General features: G+C 37.1%; 20 protein-coding genes. 17 read left to right on the forward strand and 3 right to left on the reverse strand.

What is annotated here, in order from left to right; translation table 11 throughout:
• The first annotated feature begins 3 nt into the window (after positions 1 to 3).
• The 7 genes from yqeH (at position 4) to BPMYX0001_RS18230 (ending at position 4,646) form a co-directional block, all read left to right on the forward strand.
• A complete protein-coding gene (gene yqeH, locus BPMYX0001_RS18200) occupies positions 4 to 1,110 on the forward strand; it encodes a ribosome biogenesis GTPase YqeH (protein ID WP_003200588.1) in 1,107 nt (368 codons plus the stop codon).
• Positions 1,111 to 1,125: 15 nt separating this feature from the next.
• The gene (gene aroE / locus BPMYX0001_RS18205) at positions 1,126 to 1,959 is read left to right on the forward strand and encodes a shikimate dehydrogenase (protein WP_003208540.1); all 834 of its coding nucleotides are present in this window, start codon (positions 1,126 to 1,128) and stop codon (positions 1,957 to 1,959) included.
• 4 nt (positions 1,960 to 1,963) lie between these two features.
• Positions 1,964 to 2,254, forward strand: coding sequence for a ribosome assembly RNA-binding protein YhbY (gene yhbY, locus BPMYX0001_RS18210; protein ID WP_003200592.1), 291 nt, complete (start codon positions 1,964 to 1,966; stop codon positions 2,252 to 2,254).
• Between the two features lie 164 nt (positions 2,255 to 2,418).
• Positions 2,419 to 2,988 (forward strand): nicotinate-nucleotide adenylyltransferase, encoded by a 570-nt coding sequence (locus BPMYX0001_RS18215; RefSeq protein ID WP_003200594.1) that lies wholly within the window; start codon positions 2,419 to 2,421, stop codon positions 2,986 to 2,988.
• On the forward strand, positions 2,978 to 3,547 hold the full coding sequence (yqeK, locus tag BPMYX0001_RS18220) for a bis(5'-nucleosyl)-tetraphosphatase (symmetrical) YqeK (RefSeq protein WP_018782542.1): 570 nt from the start codon (positions 2,978 to 2,980) through the stop codon (positions 3,545 to 3,547). Before BPMYX0001_RS18215 ends, yqeK begins: the two co-directional genes overlap by 11 nt.
• The gene (gene rsfS / locus BPMYX0001_RS18225) at positions 3,544 to 3,897 is read left to right on the forward strand and encodes a ribosome silencing factor (RefSeq protein WP_033799100.1); all 354 of its coding nucleotides are present in this window, start codon (positions 3,544 to 3,546) and stop codon (positions 3,895 to 3,897) included. The genes yqeK and rsfS overlap by 4 nt, the downstream gene beginning before the upstream one ends.
• Positions 3,897 to 4,646 (forward strand): class I SAM-dependent DNA methyltransferase, encoded by a 750-nt coding sequence (locus tag BPMYX0001_RS18230; protein WP_006095978.1) that lies wholly within the window; start codon positions 3,897 to 3,899, stop codon positions 4,644 to 4,646. The genes rsfS and BPMYX0001_RS18230 overlap by 1 nt, the downstream gene beginning before the upstream one ends.
• Before the next feature lie 168 nt (positions 4,647 to 4,814).
• Here the strand turns inward: BPMYX0001_RS18230 and comER are convergent, their stop codons facing one another.
• Positions 4,815 to 5,642, reverse strand: coding sequence for a late competence protein ComER (gene comER / locus BPMYX0001_RS18235; protein ID WP_018782543.1), 828 nt, complete (start codon positions 5,640 to 5,642; stop codon positions 4,815 to 4,817).
• Positions 5,643 to 5,721: 79 nt separating this feature from the next.
• On the opposite strand from comER, the gene BPMYX0001_RS18240 reads away from it, so the two are divergent.
• The 3 genes from BPMYX0001_RS18240 to BPMYX0001_RS18250 all read left to right on the forward strand — a co-directional run bounded on the left by BPMYX0001_RS18240 (position 5,722) and on the right by BPMYX0001_RS18250 (position 9,444).
• The gene (locus tag BPMYX0001_RS18240) at positions 5,722 to 6,324 is read left to right on the forward strand and encodes a helix-hairpin-helix domain-containing protein (RefSeq protein ID WP_033799101.1); all 603 of its coding nucleotides are present in this window, start codon (positions 5,722 to 5,724) and stop codon (positions 6,322 to 6,324) included.
• A gap of 64 nt (positions 6,325 to 6,388) precedes the next feature.
• The gene (locus tag BPMYX0001_RS18245) at positions 6,389 to 6,946 is read left to right on the forward strand and encodes a ComE operon protein 2 (RefSeq protein WP_003200607.1); all 558 of its coding nucleotides are present in this window, start codon (positions 6,389 to 6,391) and stop codon (positions 6,944 to 6,946) included.
• A gap of 173 nt (positions 6,947 to 7,119) precedes the next feature.
• Positions 7,120 to 9,444 carry a DNA internalization-related competence protein ComEC/Rec2 gene (locus tag BPMYX0001_RS18250; RefSeq protein WP_006095980.1) on the forward strand — a complete coding sequence of 775 codons (2,325 nt, stop codon included), beginning with the start codon at positions 7,120 to 7,122 and terminating at the stop codon, positions 9,442 to 9,444.
• Between the two features lie 32 nt (positions 9,445 to 9,476).
• On the opposite strand, the gene BPMYX0001_RS31165 is transcribed toward BPMYX0001_RS18250, so the two are convergent.
• On the reverse strand, positions 9,477 to 9,611 hold the full coding sequence (locus BPMYX0001_RS31165) for a YqzM family protein (RefSeq protein WP_001001652.1): 135 nt from the start codon (positions 9,609 to 9,611) through the stop codon (positions 9,477 to 9,479).
• A gap of 509 nt (positions 9,612 to 10,120) precedes the next feature.
• Between BPMYX0001_RS31165 and holA the strand changes: the two genes are divergently transcribed.
• Entirely contained in the window at positions 10,121 to 11,134 is a 1,014-nt protein-coding gene (holA, locus tag BPMYX0001_RS18260) for a DNA polymerase III subunit delta (protein WP_006095981.1), read from the forward strand.
• A gap of 202 nt (positions 11,135 to 11,336) precedes the next feature.
• Here holA and rpsT read toward each other — a convergent pair whose 3' ends face one another.
• Positions 11,337 to 11,594, reverse strand: a complete 258-nt coding sequence (rpsT, locus tag BPMYX0001_RS18265) for a 30S ribosomal protein S20 (RefSeq protein WP_001274011.1) — start codon at positions 11,592 to 11,594, stop codon at positions 11,337 to 11,339.
• A 181-nt stretch (positions 11,595 to 11,775) separates the two neighbouring features.
• On the opposite strand from rpsT, the gene gpr reads away from it, so the two are divergent.
• From gpr to hrcA, 6 genes are all read left to right on the forward strand, one after another.
• On the forward strand, positions 11,776 to 12,879 hold the full coding sequence (gene gpr / locus BPMYX0001_RS18270; RefSeq protein WP_006095982.1) for a GPR endopeptidase: 1,104 nt from the start codon (positions 11,776 to 11,778) through the stop codon (positions 12,877 to 12,879).
• A gap of 19 nt (positions 12,880 to 12,898) precedes the next feature.
• Positions 12,899 to 13,252 carry a DUF3679 domain-containing protein gene (locus tag BPMYX0001_RS18275; RefSeq protein WP_018782546.1) on the forward strand — a complete coding sequence of 118 codons (354 nt, stop codon included), beginning with the start codon at positions 12,899 to 12,901 and terminating at the stop codon, positions 13,250 to 13,252.
• A 199-nt stretch (positions 13,253 to 13,451) separates the two neighbouring features.
• Positions 13,452 to 15,275, forward strand: a complete 1,824-nt coding sequence (lepA, locus tag BPMYX0001_RS18280; protein ID WP_003200617.1) for an elongation factor 4 — start codon at positions 13,452 to 13,454, stop codon at positions 15,273 to 15,275.
• 137 nt (positions 15,276 to 15,412) lie between these two features.
• Positions 15,413 to 15,787, forward strand: a complete 375-nt coding sequence (locus BPMYX0001_RS18285; protein WP_003200619.1) for a winged helix-turn-helix transcriptional regulator — start codon at positions 15,413 to 15,415, stop codon at positions 15,785 to 15,787.
• A gap of 54 nt (positions 15,788 to 15,841) precedes the next feature.
• Positions 15,842 to 16,978: a radical SAM family heme chaperone HemW gene (gene hemW, locus BPMYX0001_RS18290; RefSeq protein WP_006095983.1), complete on the forward strand. Its 1,137-nt coding sequence runs from the start codon at positions 15,842 to 15,844 to the stop codon at positions 16,976 to 16,978.
• A gap of 133 nt (positions 16,979 to 17,111) precedes the next feature.
• Positions 17,112 to 18,143, forward strand: coding sequence for a heat-inducible transcriptional repressor HrcA (gene hrcA, locus BPMYX0001_RS18295; protein WP_003200623.1), 1,032 nt, complete (start codon positions 17,112 to 17,114; stop codon positions 18,141 to 18,143).
• The last annotated feature ends 28 nt before the right edge of the window (positions 18,144 to 18,171 follow it).

Consider the following 18,171-nt stretch of genomic DNA (forward strand, 5'->3'; position numbering starts at 1 on the left):
AGTTTGACTGAAACAATTAAATGTATTGGTTGCGGTGTAGAAATTCAAACAGAAAATAAAAATGGGGTTGGATATGCACCAACTTCATCTTTAGAAAAAGAACAGGTGATTTGTCAACGTTGTTTCCGTTTAAAGAACTATAATGAAATTCAAGATGTGTCTTTAACAGATGATGATTTCTTGCGCATTTTAAATGGAATTGGACAATCAGACGCGCTTGTTGTCAAAATTGTAGATATTTTTGACTTCAATGGTAGTTGGTTACCAGGCTTACATCGTTTTGTAGGGAACAACAAAGTATTGCTTGTTGGAAACAAATCGGATTTAATTCCAAAGTCAGTAAAGCATGATAAAGTAAAACATTGGATGCGTTATAGTGCAAAGCAACTGGGCTTAAAACCAGAAGATGTCTTTTTAATTAGTGCAGCAAAAGGACAAGGTATTCGCGAGCTTGCTGAGGCGATTGAACAGTACCGCGGTGGTAAGGATGTATACGTTGTAGGGTGTACAAATGTTGGGAAATCTACATTTATTAATCGCATGATTAAAGAATTTAGTGAAGAAACTGAGAATGTGATTACAACGTCTCATTTTCCAGGAACAACACTTGATTTAATTGACATTCCATTAGATGAAACATCTTCTTTATATGATACACCAGGTATTATTAATCACCACCAAATGGCACATTACGTTGGAAAGCAAAGCTTAAAGCTTATTACACCAACGAAGGAAATTAAGCCAATGGTATTCCAATTAAACGAAGAACAAACATTATTCTTCGGGGGATTAGCACGTTTTGATTATATTAGTGGTGGTCGTCGTGCGTTCACTTGTCATTTATCAAATCGTCTACCAATTCATCGTACAAAACTTGAAAAAGCAGATGAATTGTATGAAAAACATGCTGGGGAGTTATTAAATCCACCAACTCCAGAAGAACTAGAAAATATGCCTGGGCTTGTGAAATATGAATTTAATATTCGTGAGCCCAAAACAGATGTTGTATTCTCTGGATTAGGATGGGTGACTGTAAATGAGCCAGGTGCAAAAATCGTTGCTCATGTACCAAAAGGAGTTAGTGTTTCATTACGTAAATCTTTAATTTAATATGGAGAGGGATTTATGAAACAATTATATGGTGTAATCGGGAATCCAATTGGACATTCATTGTCACCGCTCATGCATAACGATGCATTTGAACACTTGAATATAGATGCTCATTATCATGCGTTTCTTGTAGAAGAAGAAACATTAGGGGAAGCAGTGAAAGGGTTAAAGGCGTTAGGAGTTTCAGGATTTAATGTCACGACTCCACATAAAGTTTCAATTATGAAATACTTGGATGAAATTGATCCGTTAGCAAAGCAAATTGGTGCTGTGAATACGGTAGTTCATAGAGATGGAAAACTAATTGGTTATAATACAGATGGAATTGGTTATGTTCGTTCATTACAATCGATTAGTAAAGAGCCGCTTTATCAAAAGCGTATTTTATTACTCGGTGCAGGTGGAGCGTGCCGTGCTATCTATTTTTCGCTTGCAGACGCAGGTGTAAAGGAAATTGATATTGCCAATCGAACAGTGGAAAAGGCAAATCATCTTCTCTCTGGATGCCAAGCAAAGATTACATCGCAAGCTCTTTCATTAGAGCAAGCAACTGAAGAACAAGGGAATTATGATATTATCATTCATACAACAACGATAGGAATGCATCCGCATATCCAAAATACACCGTTGCAAATTCGATCTTTGAAACAAGGGACGATTGTCTCGGATATTATTTATAATCCATTTGAGACAAAGCTTCTGCAAGATGCGAAAGCTAAAGGAGCGATCGTACAGAATGGAATAGATATGTTTGTTTATCAAGGAGCACTTGCATTTGAATTGTGGACAGGACGTATGCCGAATATCGAAAAAATGAAACAATTAGTAATGAGAAAGCTTGGAGGCTAACTATATGTTAACAGGAAAACAAAAAAGATTTTTACGTGCAAAAGCACATCACTTAACACCGATTTTTCAAGTTGGAAAAGGTGGCGTAAATGAAAATATGGTAAAACAAATTGCAGAGGCGTTAGAAGCTCGTGAGTTATTCAAAGTGAGCGTACTACAAAACTGTGAATTTGATCGTCGTGAAGTTGCAGAAGAATTGGCTAAAGGTGCGAGAGCTGAAATTGTCCAAGTAATTGGAAGCACAATTGTTTTATATAAAGAATCAAGAGAAAATAAACAAATCAAACTTCCATAATAGCAAGTTTACTGTGCTCAGGATGTGTATATGTCGTTTCCATAGCATATGCTTGCTATGTTCGGGATAATAGGGTTTAGACCAATTGAGCTTTTACAAGCAGTAATCTCTCCGCATGCTGTTTCGGAAAGATTACTGCTTGTGAATTAAAGGGGGCGTTTCATTTGAAAAAAATCGGAATCATTGGCGGCACGTTTGATCCGCCTCATTATGGACATTTGCTGATTGCAAATGAGGTATATGATGCACTCGCGCTTGATGAAATATGGTTTTTGCCGAATCAAATTCCACCTCATAAACAAGATCGTAGTATTACAAGTGTAGAAAATCGATTGAACATGCTAGAGTTAGCAATTGAGCAAGAGGAGTATTTCTCGGTTTGTTTAGAAGAGTTAAGAAGAGAAGGTCCATCCTATACATATGACACTATGTTACAATTAACTAAGAAGCATCCGGATGCGCAGTTTCATTTTATTATTGGCGGAGATATGGTGGAGTATTTACCAAAATGGTATAACATCGAGAAATTACTTCAACTTGTAACTTTTGTTGGGGTTGCAAGACCGGGGTATACATTAAATACACCTTATGAAATCGTCACAGTAGAAATTCCGGAATTTGCTGTTTCGTCTTCCTTGTTACGTGAGAGATATAAAGAGAAGAAAACGTGCAAATATTTGCTTCCAGAACAAGTACAGGTATATATCGAGAGGAATGGGTTGTATGAATCGTGAGAAAGCACTTGAGATTGTAAAACAACAAATGCATGAAAAACGTTATATACATACAATTGGTGTAATGGAAACGGCAATTGAACTTGCTAAGCTATATGGCGTGGATGAGAAGAAAGCAGAAATGGCTGCTATATTTCATGATTATGCAAAATGTAGACCGATTCAAGAGATGGAAGACATTATTAAGCAGGAAGAGTTGCCAAAAGATTTACTTCACTACAACAAAGAGTTATGGCATGCACCAGTTGGGGCATACTTAGTAGAAAAAGAAGTCGGCATTACGGACTCTGAAATTCTGCAAGCTATTACATATCATACAAGCGGTCATGAAGAGATGACAATGCTTGATAAAGTTATTTATGTGGCAGATTATATTGAACCTGGACGCAAATTTCCAGGTGTGGAAGAAGCACGGAAATTAGCACAGGAAGATATAAATAAAGCTTTATTATTTGCATTAAAACGTACGATTCAATTTTTAATGGAAAAGGATCAAACGATCTATCCGTTAACATTTCAAACATACAATGCGGTACTGAAGGAGGAAATTACTGAATGAAAGATAAAGAGTTATTAGTAATAGCAGCAAAAGCAGCTGATGATAAAAGAGCAGAAGATATGGTTGTACTAAACATGCAAGGAATTTCACCAATTGCAGATTATTTTATTATTTGTCACGGGAATTCTGATAAGCAAGTACAAGCAATTGCACGTGAAATTAAAGCGAAGGCACATGAATTCCAAATCGACGTACAACGTATGGAAGGCTTCGATGAAGCGCGTTGGGTTCTAGTGGACCTTGGTGATGTAGTTGCGCATGTATTCCATAAAGATGAGCGTGATCATTATAATTTAGAGCGTCTATGGGGCGATGTGCCACGTGAAGATATTACAGAAGAGTTAAGCTAATGAGATATGAGCAATTTGCATTGTTGTATGATGAACTCATGAATGATGTCCCATATGATAAATGGGTAGAATTCACAGAGGAAAGCTTACAGCAGGCAGGCATGAAAGAGGCGAAGATTCTTGATGTAGCGTGCGGGACTGGGAATGTAACACTTCCGCTTGTGCGAAAAGGTTATGACATGATTGGTGTCGATCTTTCAGAAGAAATGCTAACAGTTGCCCAGCAAAAGCTAGGGGGAGAAGGGTATTTTATTCCTTTTTATCAACAGGATATGAGAGAACTGGATGTTCCTGGTGAATTTGATTGTGTGACAATCTTTTGTGATTCATTAAATTATGTATTGCAAGAAGAGGGGATACAAGAAACATTCAGACGAGTATTTCACCATTTGTGTCAAGATGGTCTGTTCTTATTTGATGTACACTCTTTATATAAAATTTATCATGTCTTTCAAAATGAAACGTACACAGTCAATGGGGAAGAGATAGCTCTCATTTGGAACTGCTTCCCTGGCGAAGAATCAGATAGTGTAGAACATGACTTGTCATTCTTTGTACAGGATCCAGAGGAAGGTGTATATCATCGCTTTGATGAAAGTCATATGCAACGTGCCTATTCAGTTGAATTGTTAACAAAATGGCTTGAAGAAGCTGGATTTACAGTACTTCGTGTAACGGGTGATTTTGAACGAATGGAAGTAACTGAACAAACGGAACGTATCTTTTTTATGGCGAAAAAGAATGGATAAAAAAAGCAACCGATTAGGTTGCTTTTTTTTGTTTAGAATACAGTATTTTATTTATAGAAAAGTAGAAAAGTAATACCTATAAAATCTAAAAATAAGGGTTTGATAAAAAATAGGATGAGAAAAAGAGAAGGGTTTTTAAGAGGATTCTGTATCATTGTGGCGTATTATTTACGTGTGCTTATTAAATTGTTGTTCAACGCCTTCTAAATCTTCATCGTATTTTTCATGTGTCCGCTCGAATAATTTATGGAACATATCTCCGACGTGATCCTCTAAAATACGAATACCCTCTCCTGTAACACCGCCTTTTACACATACTTTCTCTTGTAGAGTTGGTAATGTGAAAATTTCTTTTTCTAGTAATTTCCCCATCCCAATAATCATTTCACTTGCTAAAGTAGTTGCTTCTTCATGAGTAATATTTGTTTTATCCACAGCAGCATCAATGAAACATTGTAGTAAGTAGCTGAAGAATGCGGGTCCGCAGCTTGCAATGTCAGATGAAACTCGTGTAATATCTTCTCCGATCACAATAGGTGTAGAAATATTTTTAAACAAACGAAGTAACTTTTGTTCCCATTCTTTCGAACAGTTTTTCCCGAATGTGAATAGTGAGGCGCCAGAGAATGCGCGGTTTGTAATGCTCGGAATAATACGTGCGACGTGACAAGATACAACCTGTTCTAATTGAGCTGCTGATATGGGGCTTGTAATAGAAATTAAACATTTTTCATCAGTAAAGTGGGCAGTGTGTTTTTTTAAAATTGGATAGATGTCTAAAGGTTTAACGCAAATAAAAATAAGCTCTGAACGTTCAATTACCTCTTGCACTGTCTTTGCTATATGAACAGAAGGATACTTCTCTTTTATATGATATGCTTTGGCAGGCGTACGATTAATAATAGTAAGGCACGAAGGTTTGACAGCACGGGTTTCTAAAAATGCATCGATTAGTATATTCCCCATGTTTCCTGTCCCTATAATTCCTATGTTCAATGTTTCATCCCTCCTTCGTAACATCTTTCTCCTAAACAATATGAACCATGTTGTGAATTTATGAATTGGAGGTATTAAAATTATGCGGAATTTTCAAAAGAAGTGGCTTGCTTTATTAGGGGCTATTGGCGTCGTATTTATACTGTTTATGTGGCAGACGAAGCAACAAGCTGTGCAACCGACCGTGAAACTTGATACAAATGTGAAGAGCGAAGAGAGAAAAGGTAAATTGAAAGTAGCAGAATCAAATGGACAGAAAAAAACAATTATGATTGATATAAAAGGTGCTGTGTATCGCGAAGGTGTATATGAGGTAGGAGCGGGTGCACGCGTGAAAGACGGGATTGAAAAAGCGGGTGGTTTTTTACCTGAAGCGGATATGGGAAAAGTGAACTTAGCGCAGCTTATGCAAGATCAAATGTTACTCTATGTCCCGAGAAAAGGAGAGCAAGTTCAAGGAGCCAATCTACCTTCAGGGCGGCAGGAGGAGAAAATTCAAATTAATGTTGCTTCAAAAGAGCAGCTCGAAAAAATAACGGGAATTGGGCCTCGGAAAGCAGAAAATATTTTGAAATATCGAGAAGGACATGGGCCGTTTCAAAAAATGGAAGATTTATTGGAGGTAGATGGCATTGGAGAGAAATCGCTTGAAAAAATAAAAGATAAAATAATTATTCCATAAAGGATTGACGAACTTTTTCTTCTTTCGCTACACTACAAGTAGATGAAAAAGTAGGTGAAAAGATATGGAACGAATTTCTTGGGATCAATATTTTATGACGCAAAGTCACTTATTATCGCTACGTAGTACGTGTACAAGGCTTGCAGTAGGAGCGACAATTGTCCGCGATAAGCGAATTATTGCGGGTGGATATAACGGTTCAATCACAGGTGGTGTGCATTGTATAGATGATGGGTGTTATATCATTGATAATCATTGTGTTCGTACAATTCATGCTGAAATGAATGCACTGTTGCAATGTGCAAAATTTGGTGCGAAAACAGAAGGTGCGGAAATTTATGTTACACACTTTCCTTGTTTACAATGTTGTAAAGCCATTATTCAAAGTGGTATTACAGCTGTTTATTACGCACAAGACTATAAAAATCACCCGTATGCTGTGGAACTATTCGAACAAGCAAATGTCACTGTGAAACATGTTCCGTTAGAATATGATATTACAACGTTAGAGCAACAAGAACGTCATTTGCAATTAAAAGAACTGTTTTCATCTTTAGAAAAAGATGAGTTAACAATGAATGAATTACAACAAGTATTCGCTAGAGCAAAAGAGATACTATAAGTGCGTGTTCAAAAGGAGGATAAAGAGAGTCTGGCAGTTCGAGACGCGGAAGTCAGGAGAGTGCGGAGTGTAGATGGAACTACATGAGTGCCGGATTGGCGAAGTAGACGAAGAAATGTGAAAGATATCTTTCCTGGATTTTTTGAACATCCGCTATAAGGGGTGAGTATAAGTTGCGTGGACAATGGGGCTATATTGCAATCTCGTTTGTTATTGGGATTGCGATTGCCTGTTCCTCCTTTAAATTGTTGTATATTGGTTTATTTTGTTGTTATATTCTATTTTGTATATATCGTACTTCACGTCGAATCCTCTTTTTTTGCATACTGGCATGTTCCGGTAGCTTCCTTTATACCTCATATGTTGAATGGAAAAATCAGCATTCAAAAGGGTTAGACTTTGAAATAACAGAAGGTGTGATTCAAACTACACCCCTTATAAATGGTGATCGACTCTCTTTTCAAATGGAGGTCAATGATAGAGATACGTTGCAATTGATGTACAAAATTCAATCAGTTGAACAAAAAGAACAGTTGCAGAAATTACATGCTGGTATGAGTTGTACATTTCAAGGAGAAATGAAAGTGCCGTCAGAAGCACGGAATTTCCACGGGTTCGACTATCGTGACTACTTACATAAGCAAAAGATTCACTTTTTATTCGAAGCAAAAGAGATTTCAAATTGTATCCAAAAATCTTTGACGTTTACACAGTGGGTCTTTTTATTACGCCAAAATGCGATGTCGATAGTCGCAGAAATGTTTCCTGGGCAATCCGGAGCGTTTATGAATGCGTTGTTGTTTGGAGATCGGCAACTGATGACATTTGAAGTAGAAGAACAATACCAACAGTTTGGTCTTATCCACTTATTAGCCATTTCAGGATCACATATTGTATTATTAATGGCGATTGGCTACTTTGTTCTACTACGGATTGGTGTAACGAGGGAAATGGCGACAATCTGCCTCATTATTTGCATTCCGCTGTATATGTTTTTAGCAGGGGCGTCTCCATCTGTCATGAGGGCTTCTGTAACGGGTGTTATGTTGTTGCTAGCACTAATGCATTCTATCCGTGTTTCGAGTTTAGATGCGCTTAGTATGACGGCTGTATTAATGCTTTTATATAACCCTTATATGGCTTTTGATATTGGATTTCAATTTTCGTTTGTTGGTAGTTTTGCGTTATTGCTGTCAGCAAGTAGGCTATTACGGCATGATAATGGTCTGATTCAAAATACAATCTATCTTTCTGTTATTTCACAACTTGCTAGTACTCCTATTTTGTTATATCATTTTGGTTATTTTTCTCCATATAGTATTTTCCTCAACCTTCTATATGTCCCGCTTCTATCTTGTGTTGTGTTACCGTGTAGTATTGTAATTTTTGCGTGTATACTATTTGTACCTTTCGTAGCGAAATGGCTCGCACAAATGTTATCAGTATGTTTAACAATTTCTAATGATATTCTTCAGTACTGTGAAAATCTCCCGTTTCTTCGCTTTACCTTTGGCCAAACGCCTTTATTTCTTATAGTTTTATATTGTTTTAGTATCGTTAGTATATTTATTGTGTGGGAAAGAGTGGTTAGAAAAAAGTTTTTATTCCTGACTGTTGGGTTTTTCCTCTTTATATGTATTTTTCATTATATTTCGCCTTATTTCCGTACTAGCGGAAGTGTGACTTTTATTGATGTTGGACAAGGGGATGCGATCTTGATTCGTCTTCCGTATGAAAAGGGGGTCTATCTCATTGATACAGGAGGAACGATTCCTGTAAAAAAAGAAGCATGGCAGAAGAAAAAACATGAATTTTCTGTTGGACACGATATTCTCCTTCCATTTTTGCAAAAAGAGGGTATTCGGAAAATTGATAAGTTGATTGTAACGCATGGAGATACAGATCATATGGGAGCGGCTAAAGAATTGTTATCCGCTATTACTGTAGGGGAAATCGTATTTGGGAAGAAGCGAGAAGATGCTGTGGTCGAAAAAGAATTGAAAAAAATTGCAAAGGAAAAAAATATAAGGATAAACATTGTAGGAGAAGGGGATGGATGGCAAGTAGACGAAGCGATATTTACTGTACTATCACCAGAGGGAGGAGAGAAAGAGGATAACGATTCGTCTATTGTGTTATGGGTAAAGCTAGGTGGATTTATATGGCTGTTTACTGGAGATCTAGAAGAGAAAGGCGAGCGACGAATTGTAGAGCAGTATCCAGAGTTGCGAGCGGATATTTTAAAGGTTGGGCATCATGGTAGTAAGACGTCGTCCTCATCTTCTTTTTTACACCTGATTCAGCCTAAAAAGGCAATTATTTCAGCTGGAGAGCATAATCGATATGGTCATCCGCATCGGCAAGTGCTAGAGCGTTTGTTAGAACTTGATATTGAAATATGGCGAACAGACAAGCAAGGAGCTATTTCCTATGTTTTTGAAGGCGAAAGAGGAACGTTTCAAAGTAAACTAACATATGATGAAGCACAGAAAAGGTGAAGTGAAAAAAAGAAGGCCGCAAGCAGCAGCCTTTAAGAACCAATAAATTTAATAATTGTTGCAATAATGAAAAGTGTTGCGAAAAAACCAAATGAGACGATAAAACCTACCCCTGAATCAATAGCGTCATTGCGTTTACTTTGAACGTTTTGCTCAAATTCATTCATTTAGAATCCCTCCCCAACATTCCATTTTAGTATAAGATATTGTCAGAAAAAAATCTACAATTTCCATATGAAGATAAAGGGAGACTTTAATCAGTGGGTTTGCTCTTCCGCTGATGATTACCCCCCACCAATCGGGTTTTTACGGGCAATTGATCCCATATCTGACTTTTTTGCTTTCGCTGAATTTTGAGATGAGAGTCTTACTGCACGTGAGTAGCGGGGGAGATAGAGAATATGTGTGTAGAAGTAGGCGGTAAATCTTATGTGAAAAGAAGATGGAAATTTGATTTCCATGCATGTTAACAGTTAACAATTATACTTATCCGGCAGTTGCGAATAATAACAGTAAAGTGGTTACCGCACACCAATAAGAATCCCGGGACTTATTGCGTGGCGTTTTATATAGATAAAGGGACGGGTTAGTTTAAACCTGTTCCTTTGTACTTGTAAAACAAAAGATACCACATTAGTATAGAGATATATTGCCAAATTAGGGAGTAGGAAAAAGCATGAGTGATATACATAAGAAGATTAAAAAGAAACAGTTTGCACCACTTTATTTAATATATGGAACGGAAGTTTATTTTATAAATGAAACAATAAAGCTTATAACAACGGAAGCGCTAGCTGAAGAAGATCGTGAGTTTAATGTTGTAACATATGACTTAGAAGAAGCGTATTTGGAAGATGTAATAGAAGATGCACGGACGCTTCCTTTTTTTGGAGAACGTAAAATACTACTAGTTAAATCCCCATTGTTTTTAACATCACAAAAAGAAAAACTAGAACAAAATCTAAAGATTTTGGAGGAGTATGTTGCAGAACCATCTCCATTTTCGATTGTTGTATTTGTAGCTCCTTATGAAAAATTAGATGAGCGGAAAAAAATCACAAAATTATTAAAGAAAACGGCAGATGTAGTAGAAGCAAGTACGATGCAAGTACAGGACGTTCGTAAATGGATTGTGGCCCGTGTAGATGAAGTGCATGTACATATTGAGGAAGCAGCTGTTAGTTTACTATTGGAGCTTGTAGGAAGCAATGTAACGATGCTAGCAAAGGAAATGGACAAGTTGACCCTTTATGTTGGTATAGGTGGAGAAATTACAACAGGGCTTGTAGCGGAACTGGTACCAAAATCGGTTGAACAAAATGTGTTTGCGTTAACAGAAAAGGTAGTAAAAAAAGATATTGCTGGGGCTATGCTAATTCTAGATGGACTATTTACGCAGCAAGAGGAACCAATTAAATTATTGGCGTTATTAGTGAGTCAATTTCGTTTACTGTACCAAGTGAAGGAATTACAGCAACGTGGATATGGACAAAATCAAATTGCTTCGCATATTGGTGTTCACCCGTACCGAGTAAAGTTGGCGATGAATCAAACGAAATTTTTCTCGTTTGAAGAATTGAAAAAAGTTATTTTAGAGCTAGCTGAAGCTGATTATAGTATGAAAACAGGGAAAATGGATAAAAAGCTTGTCTTGGAGTTTTTCTTAATGCGTTTAAATCATATTGGGTAAAATAAAAGCGGAGGCAGTTCGCTCAGAATCACAGGTCATTGGAGCCCCCCACCGAGAAGTGTTTTTGGCTTCAATCGAGAGGGTGAAATGGCCGGAGATTCTAGTTGCTATAGCTGGATAAAATAAAAAAGTTCATGTCATCTGCTGCATGGACTTTTTTGTATATAAAAAAACGATCCAAATGGATCGTTTTTTAAACGCCTTACGCGTTTACTTGTTTCGCTAAGCGAGATTTTTGACGAGCTGCAGCGTTTTGGTGGATAAGACCTTTACGAGCTGCTTTGTCAAGTTTTTTAGAAGCAGTTTTGAAAGCTTCTTTAGCATTTTCAAGATCGTTATTAGTAACTAAAGCTTCTACAGTTTTAACAGCTGAACGCATGTCAGACTTGATAGAAGCGTTATGTGCACGACGCTCTTCGCTAAGTTTAGCGCGTTTGATAGCAGATTTAATGTTTGCCATACTTTTCACCTCCCTGGTGCGATCGAGTGACTCGATACTTACATAGAACAAGTGATATTCTATCAAACGGAGAAGAGAATTGCAATAGCGAGATCAATGAAATTTCATGTAAGGGAAAGAATGGCCTTATATAATTTTGGGAAATCTAACGATATTTACTATTAAAAGCGGAGGAGATACGATGAAAGAACCATTAGATTTAAGTAAATATAGCGTTAGGACAGACCTTGCAGTAGAAGCGCATCAAATGTTACAAGAACGTCAACAAAAACAAACGGGAATCGAAGGTGTTGTTGTAAAAGAGCGTGAAGAAGAAGGGATTACGATTACGAAAGTGATAATCGATGAAAGTGCTTCTGAATCGATGGGTAAAAAAGCCGGGAATTATTTAACGCTTGAAGTGCAAGGGATCCGCCAGCAAGATACGGAACTTCAGCAAAAAGTGGAACGTATTTTTGCAAAAGAATTCTCTTACTTATTAGGAGAAATTGGAATAACCAAAGAAGCAAGCTGCTTAATTGTAGGGCTAGGGAATTGGAATGTCACACCAGATGCACTTGGTCCGATTGTTGTAGAGAATGTGCTTGTGACACGCCATCTTTTTAAATTACAACCTGAAAGTGTAGAGGAAGGGTATCGCCCAGTTAGTGCAATTCGTCCAGGTGTAATGGGGATTACAGGGATTGAAACAAGTGACGTCATTTACGGTATCATTGAAAAAACAAAGCCGGATTTTGTTATCGCTATCGATGCGCTTGCTGCAAGGTCTATTGAACGAGTAAACAGTACGATACAGATTTCAGATACGGGAATTCATCCTGGATCTGGTGTAGGAAATAAACGAAAAGAACTAAGTAAAGAAACGCTAGGAATTCCTGTGATTGCTATCGGCGTTCCGACGGTTGTAGATGCTGTTTCCATTACGAGCGATACAATTGATTTTATCCTAAAACATTTTGGACGTGAAATGAGAGAAGGAGATAAGCCGTCTCGATCTTTATTGCCAGCAGGTTTTACATTTGGAGAAAAGAAGAAACTAACAGAGGAAGATATGCCGGATGAAAAAAGCCGTAATATGTTTTTAGGGGCAGTGGGCACATTGGAAGATGAAGAAAAACGAAAATTAATTTACGAAGTATTAGCTCCTCTTGGTCATAATTTAATGGTGACGCCGAAAGAAGTAGATGCATTTATTGAAGATATGGCAAATGTAATAGCGAGTGGTTTAAATGCTGCACTTCATCATCAAATTGACCAAGATAATACAGGTGCATATACGCATTGATGAGAAGAGGCGAAAGTAGTTGAGTAGATTTACGCTTCAATGTGTGTGCTGCGTTATTCTGTTTTTGTTTGTGATGCTAATCGGAATTGGAATCGTTAATCATGGCTTAAAAAGCATGAAAGGCTATCGGCAGCCAACATATGAACAAGTTGCACGAATGACGGGAACTGGAAGTGAAAATGTTGATTTAGAAATTTTAGGAGGTACATTTTCAGCAAGTGAAAAACAAAAACAGTTAGAAAGTCTCAGAAGTTTTAATGTTGTAGAAGGACTGGGAATGGGAATCGCAGAATTTGTTCGAAGTATCGCTAAGTTTAGTACAGATATAGTAATTGGGAAAATAAAAGATATTTTTAGCCAATTGGGAGAATAAACAGAGGTTGTCTTATCATTTTGTAAGACAACCATTTTTTTGTTATAAAAAGGTTTGTCTCGTTTGATCTGCTCGCATAAGATAAAGAGAGGAAGATTTGTCTTATAAGCAGCACGAGTTTTCATTGAATCTTTGCTGCTCTATTGATATAATCAGTGCTAGTGTATATTGGCGAGACTATTAGGAGTTGAGAACATAGATGAATAAAGAAGAAAGAGCAAAAAGACAGTCCAACATTCGTAACTTCTCCATCATTGCTCATATTGACCACGGAAAGTCAACGTTGGCAGATCGTATTTTGGAGAAAACAAATGCGTTAACACAGCGCGAAATGAAAGCTCAATTACTTGACTCTATGGATTTAGAGCGTGAGCGTGGTATTACAATTAAATTAAATGCAGTTCAATTAACGTATACGGCAAAAAACGGTGAAGAATATACTCTTCACTTAATCGATACACCAGGGCACGTCGACTTTACGTACGAAGTATCTCGTAGTTTAGCGGCTTGTGAAGGTGCTATCCTTGTTGTCGATGCAGCGCAAGGTATTGAAGCGCAAACGTTAGCGAACGTGTATTTAGCGCTTGATAATAATTTAGAAATTTTACCGGTTATTAATAAAATCGATTTGCCAAGTGCTGACCCAGAGCGTGTTCGTCAAGAAGTAGAAGATGTAATTGGTTTAGATGCATCAGAAGCTGTACTTGCTTCCGCAAAGGCTGGAATTGGGATTGAAGATATTTTAGAACAAATCGTTGAAAAAGTACCAGCTCCAGAAGGTGACCCGGAAGAGCCACTTCAATGTATGATTTTTGACTCTTTATATGACCCATATCGCGGTGTAATTGCGTATATCCGTGTTGTGAACGGTACAGTAAAAGTTGGCGATAAAGTACGTATGATGGCAACTGGTAAAGAATTTGAGGTAACAGAAGTAGGTGTATTTACACCGAAAACAACGCAGCGTGAAGAGTTAACAGTAGGTGATGTAGGATTCCTAGCAGCATCTATTAAAAATGTAGGAGACACACGCGTTGGTGATACAATCACACATGCGAAACGTCCAGCAGCAGAACCATTACCAGGTTATCGTAAATTAAACCCAATGGTATTCTGTGGTTTATATCCAATCGATTCGGCGCGTTATAACGATTTACGTGATGCATTAGAAAAACTTGAATTGAATGATTCTGCTCTTGAATTTGAGCCAGAAACATCTCAAGCATTAGGATTCGGTTTCCGTTGTGGCTTCTTAGGGTTACTTCACATGGAAATCATTCAAGAACGTATTGAACGTGAATTTAAGATTGATTTAATTACAACGGCGCCAAGTGTTATTTATAAAGTATATTTAACGAGCGGTGAAGATCTTATTGTTGATAACCCATCTAACATGCCAGATCCGCAATCTATTGACCGTGTGGAAGAACCGTTTGTAAAAGCGACGATTATGGTTCCAAATGATTACGTTGGTGCTGTAATGGAAATTTGCCAAGGGAAACGTGGTACATTCCTTGATATGCAATATTTAGATGAAACACGTGTTACGTTAACATATGAGATCCCACTTTCTGAAATCGTATACGACTTCTTTGATCAATTGAAGTCTAATACGAAAGGGTATGCATCATTTGATTACGAGTTAATCGGTTACAAACCGTCTAGACTTGTGAAGATGGATATTTTATTAAATAATGAACAAGTCGATGCTTTATCATTCATTGTACATCGCGATTCAGCCTATGATCGTGGTAAAGTAATTGTAGAAAAATTAAAAGAATTAATTCCAAGACAACAGTTTGAAGTACCAATTCAAGCGACAATTGGGAACAAAGTTGTAGCGCGTTCTACAATTAAAGCGATGCGTAAAAACGTACTTGCAAAATGTTATGGTGGTGACATTTCTCGTAAACGTAAACTTCTTGATAAACAAAAAGAAGGTAAAAAACGTATGAAGTCTGTTGGTTCTGTAGAAGTGCCACAAGAAGCATTCATGGCTGTATTAAAAATGGACGATAACTAATAAAAAAGAAGCCGTTTGTGCGGCTTCTTTTTGTACGTAGGATTACTTTTTTAGACATCTTTTCATCTCTCCTTTACAATGGTGAGGATGCTTTTTATTGTAAGAAACAACAGTGATATAGAGTTAGGAGACTATTGATGTCTGAAAATATTCGAAAAGATATTCAAGAAAAAATACAAAACGGTGATTTTAATTGTGAAAAAGAATTGACGCTTTCTATTATTAGCGGAAAGTGGAAAGTTGTAATCTTGTGGCATCTAGGTGTAGAAGGGTCGCATCGCTTTAGTGAGTTACAACGACTATTCCCAAACATTTCTCATAAGGTTTTATCTAATCAATTAAAAGAATTAATGGAAGATGGAATCATTGATCGGACAGTATATCCAGAAGTACCTCCGCGGGTAGAGTACTTTATGACTGATTTAGGTATGACGCTTTTACCAATCGTCGAAATGATGTATGATTGGGGAAAAATGCGAATGGAACAAATTCGTAACACGTTACAGAAGTAAAGGAGCCTCCGAAGTGCGGAGGTTTTCTTTTTAGAAAGGTAGGAGTCTAGTTTAATGCAAGCTGCATATATTCATATTCCGTTTTGTCAGCATATTTGTCACTATTGTGATTTTAATAAAGTATTTATTGAACGTCAGCCTGTTGATCAATATTTAGAGTATTTAGAGAAAGAAATTATAAATACGGTTCAAAAGGTGCCGTTTGAAAATATGAAAACGATTTTTGTTGGGGGCGGGACACCAACGGCATTAAATGTGGAGCAGACAAAAAAGCTGTTAGATATTATTAATCGCCGTTTACGTCCGTTCGCTCCAAACTGTGAATTGACGTTTGAAGCAAATCCTGGAGATTTGCCAAAAGAAAAGTTGAACCTGCTATTAGATGGTGGTGTCAATCGAATTAGCTTTGGTGTGCAAACATTTCGAGATGAATTACTTCAGAAAATTGGACGTAAGCATACGAGGGAAGATGCATTTGTAGCGATTCGTGAAGCGCAGGAAGTAGGCTTTACGAATATTAATGTGGATTTAATTTATGCATTACCAGGGCAAACGATAGAAGATGTGAAAGAAACGTTGGACATTGCTTTTACGTTAGGAGTTCAGCATTTTTCTGCATATTCCTTAATTGTTGAACCGAAAACGATTTTTTATAATTTAATGAACAAAGGAAAATTAAGACTTCCAGGGGAAGAGCATGAAGCAAGAATGTATGAAATAGTAATGGATGAAATGGAAAATCATGGCTATAAACAGTATGAAATCAGTAATTTTTCAAAAGAAGGCTATGAAAGTAGACATAATCTCACATACTGGAATAATGAACAGTATTATGGTTTTGGAGCTGGTGCTCACAGTTATGTAAACGGAGAACGAATTCAAAATGTTGGCCCGTTAAAGCAATATTTCTCTAAAATTGATGAGACAGGCTTCCCTTATTTAGACGTCCACGAAGTAACAAGAAAAGAAAGAATGGAAGAAGAACTATTTTTAGGGCTTCGGAAAACAAAGGGCGTTTCTAAGCTTACATTCCAAAAGAAATTTGGTGTCGAAATGGATGAGATTTTTGCAAAGCAGTTATTATCCAACAAGGAATATGGATTGCTTCAGGATAAAGGTAACCATGTTTGTTTGACGAGACAAGGTAAGTTATTAGGGAATGAAGTATTTCAGTCGTTTTTAATTGATTAATTAAATGTTCAGTAGGTATGAAAAAGTTTCTCTATTTTGTGACGTTTCCGTTGACAATTGAATGTCAATTTTGGTAAGTTATTAATAGATTTAGCACTCGAAGACAAAGAGTGCTAACAGAGGTGATGATGAGATGCTTACGGAACGTCAGCTCTTGATTTTACAAACAATTATTGATGACTTTATTGGATCAGCGCAACCTGTTGGGTCAAGAACGTTGGCTAAAAAAGATGAAATTACATTTAGTTCAGCTACGATTCGAAATGAAATGGCTGATTTAGAGGAACTGGGATTTATCGAAAAGACACACAGTTCTTCTGGACGTGTTCCTTCAGAAAAAGGATATCGATTTTATGTAGACCATCTTTTAGCACCACAACATTTATCGAATGAGGATGTTGTACAGATTAAGGATTTATTTGCTGAAAGAATTTTTGAAGCGGAAAAAATTGCACAGCAATCCGCTCAAATTTTATCAGAGCTCACAAATTATACGGCAATTGTTCTTGGACCGAAAGTGAGTGCAAATAAATTAAAGAATGTACAAATTGTTCCGCTGGATCATCAAACAGCAGTCGCCATTATTGTAACAGATACAGGTCATGTACAAAGCAAAACGATTACCGTTCCGGAATCTGTTGATTTATCAGATTTAGAAAAAATGGTTAATATTTTAAACGAAAAGCTATCTGGTGTGCCGATGGCGGAGTTGCATAATAAAATTTTAAAAGAGATTGTGACGGTTCTACGTGGGTATGTCCACAACTATGATAGTGCAATAAAAATGTTAGATGGTACATTTCAAGTTCCCTTGTCGGAAAAGATATACTTTGGGGGGAAAGCGAATATGCTTTCGCAGCCGGAGTTTCACGACATTCAAAAGGTACGCTCCTTGCTGACTATGATTGATAATGAAGCTGAATTTTACGATATTTTGCGTAATAAACAAGTCGGGATTCAAGTGAAAATCGGTCGAGAAAATTCTTCGACGGCTATGGAAGATTGTAGTTTAATTTCTGCAACCTATTCCATTGGCGAAGAACAGATTGGAACAATCGCGATCCTAGGTCCAACGAGAATGCAGTATTCTCGCGTAATTAGTCTGTTACAATTGTTTTCAAGACAATTTACAGATGGGCTAAATGGATTGTATAAATCAAAATAATAAATTCACTCGAGCGATGAACATTGTC

Origin of the sequence: Bacillus pseudomycoides DSM 12442, assembly GCF_000161455.1 — a bacterium.
Lineage (GTDB): Bacteria > Bacillota > Bacilli > Bacillales > Bacillaceae_G > Bacillus_A > Bacillus_A pseudomycoides.

What these genes read in the sequence shown, in the direction of transcription:
- aroE (WP_003208540.1), top strand. Translation starts at nt 1,126, where the DNA reads ATGAAACAATTATATGGTGTAATCGGGAATCCAATTGGACATTCATTG.
- yhbY (WP_003200592.1), top strand. Translation starts at nt 1,964, where the DNA reads ATGTTAACAGGAAAACAAAAAAGATTTTTACGTGCAAAAGCACATCAC.
- yqeK (WP_018782542.1), top strand. Translation starts at nt 2,978, where the DNA reads ATGAATCGTGAGAAAGCACTTGAGATTGTAAAACAACAAATGCATGAA.
- rsfS (WP_033799100.1), top strand. Translation starts at nt 3,544, where the DNA reads ATGAAAGATAAAGAGTTATTAGTAATAGCAGCAAAAGCAGCTGATGAT.
- BPMYX0001_RS18230 (WP_006095978.1), top strand. Translation starts at nt 3,897, where the DNA reads ATGAGATATGAGCAATTTGCATTGTTGTATGATGAACTCATGAATGAT.
- BPMYX0001_RS18245 (WP_003200607.1), top strand. Translation starts at nt 6,389, where the DNA reads ATGGAACGAATTTCTTGGGATCAATATTTTATGACGCAAAGTCACTTA.
- BPMYX0001_RS31165 (WP_001001652.1), bottom strand. Translation starts at nt 9,611, where the DNA reads ATGAATGAATTTGAGCAAAACGTTCAAAGTAAACGCAATGACGCTATT.
- holA (WP_006095981.1), top strand. Translation starts at nt 10,121, where the DNA reads ATGAGTGATATACATAAGAAGATTAAAAAGAAACAGTTTGCACCACTT.
- rpsT (WP_001274011.1), bottom strand. Translation starts at nt 11,594, where the DNA reads ATGGCAAACATTAAATCTGCTATCAAACGCGCTAAACTTAGCGAAGAG.
- gpr (WP_006095982.1), top strand. Translation starts at nt 11,776, where the DNA reads ATGAAAGAACCATTAGATTTAAGTAAATATAGCGTTAGGACAGACCTT.
- lepA (WP_003200617.1), top strand. Translation starts at nt 13,452, where the DNA reads ATGAATAAAGAAGAAAGAGCAAAAAGACAGTCCAACATTCGTAACTTC.
- BPMYX0001_RS18285 (WP_003200619.1), top strand. Translation starts at nt 15,413, where the DNA reads ATGTCTGAAAATATTCGAAAAGATATTCAAGAAAAAATACAAAACGGT.
- hemW (WP_006095983.1), top strand. Translation starts at nt 15,842, where the DNA reads ATGCAAGCTGCATATATTCATATTCCGTTTTGTCAGCATATTTGTCAC.
- hrcA (WP_003200623.1), top strand. Translation starts at nt 17,112, where the DNA reads ATGCTTACGGAACGTCAGCTCTTGATTTTACAAACAATTATTGATGAC.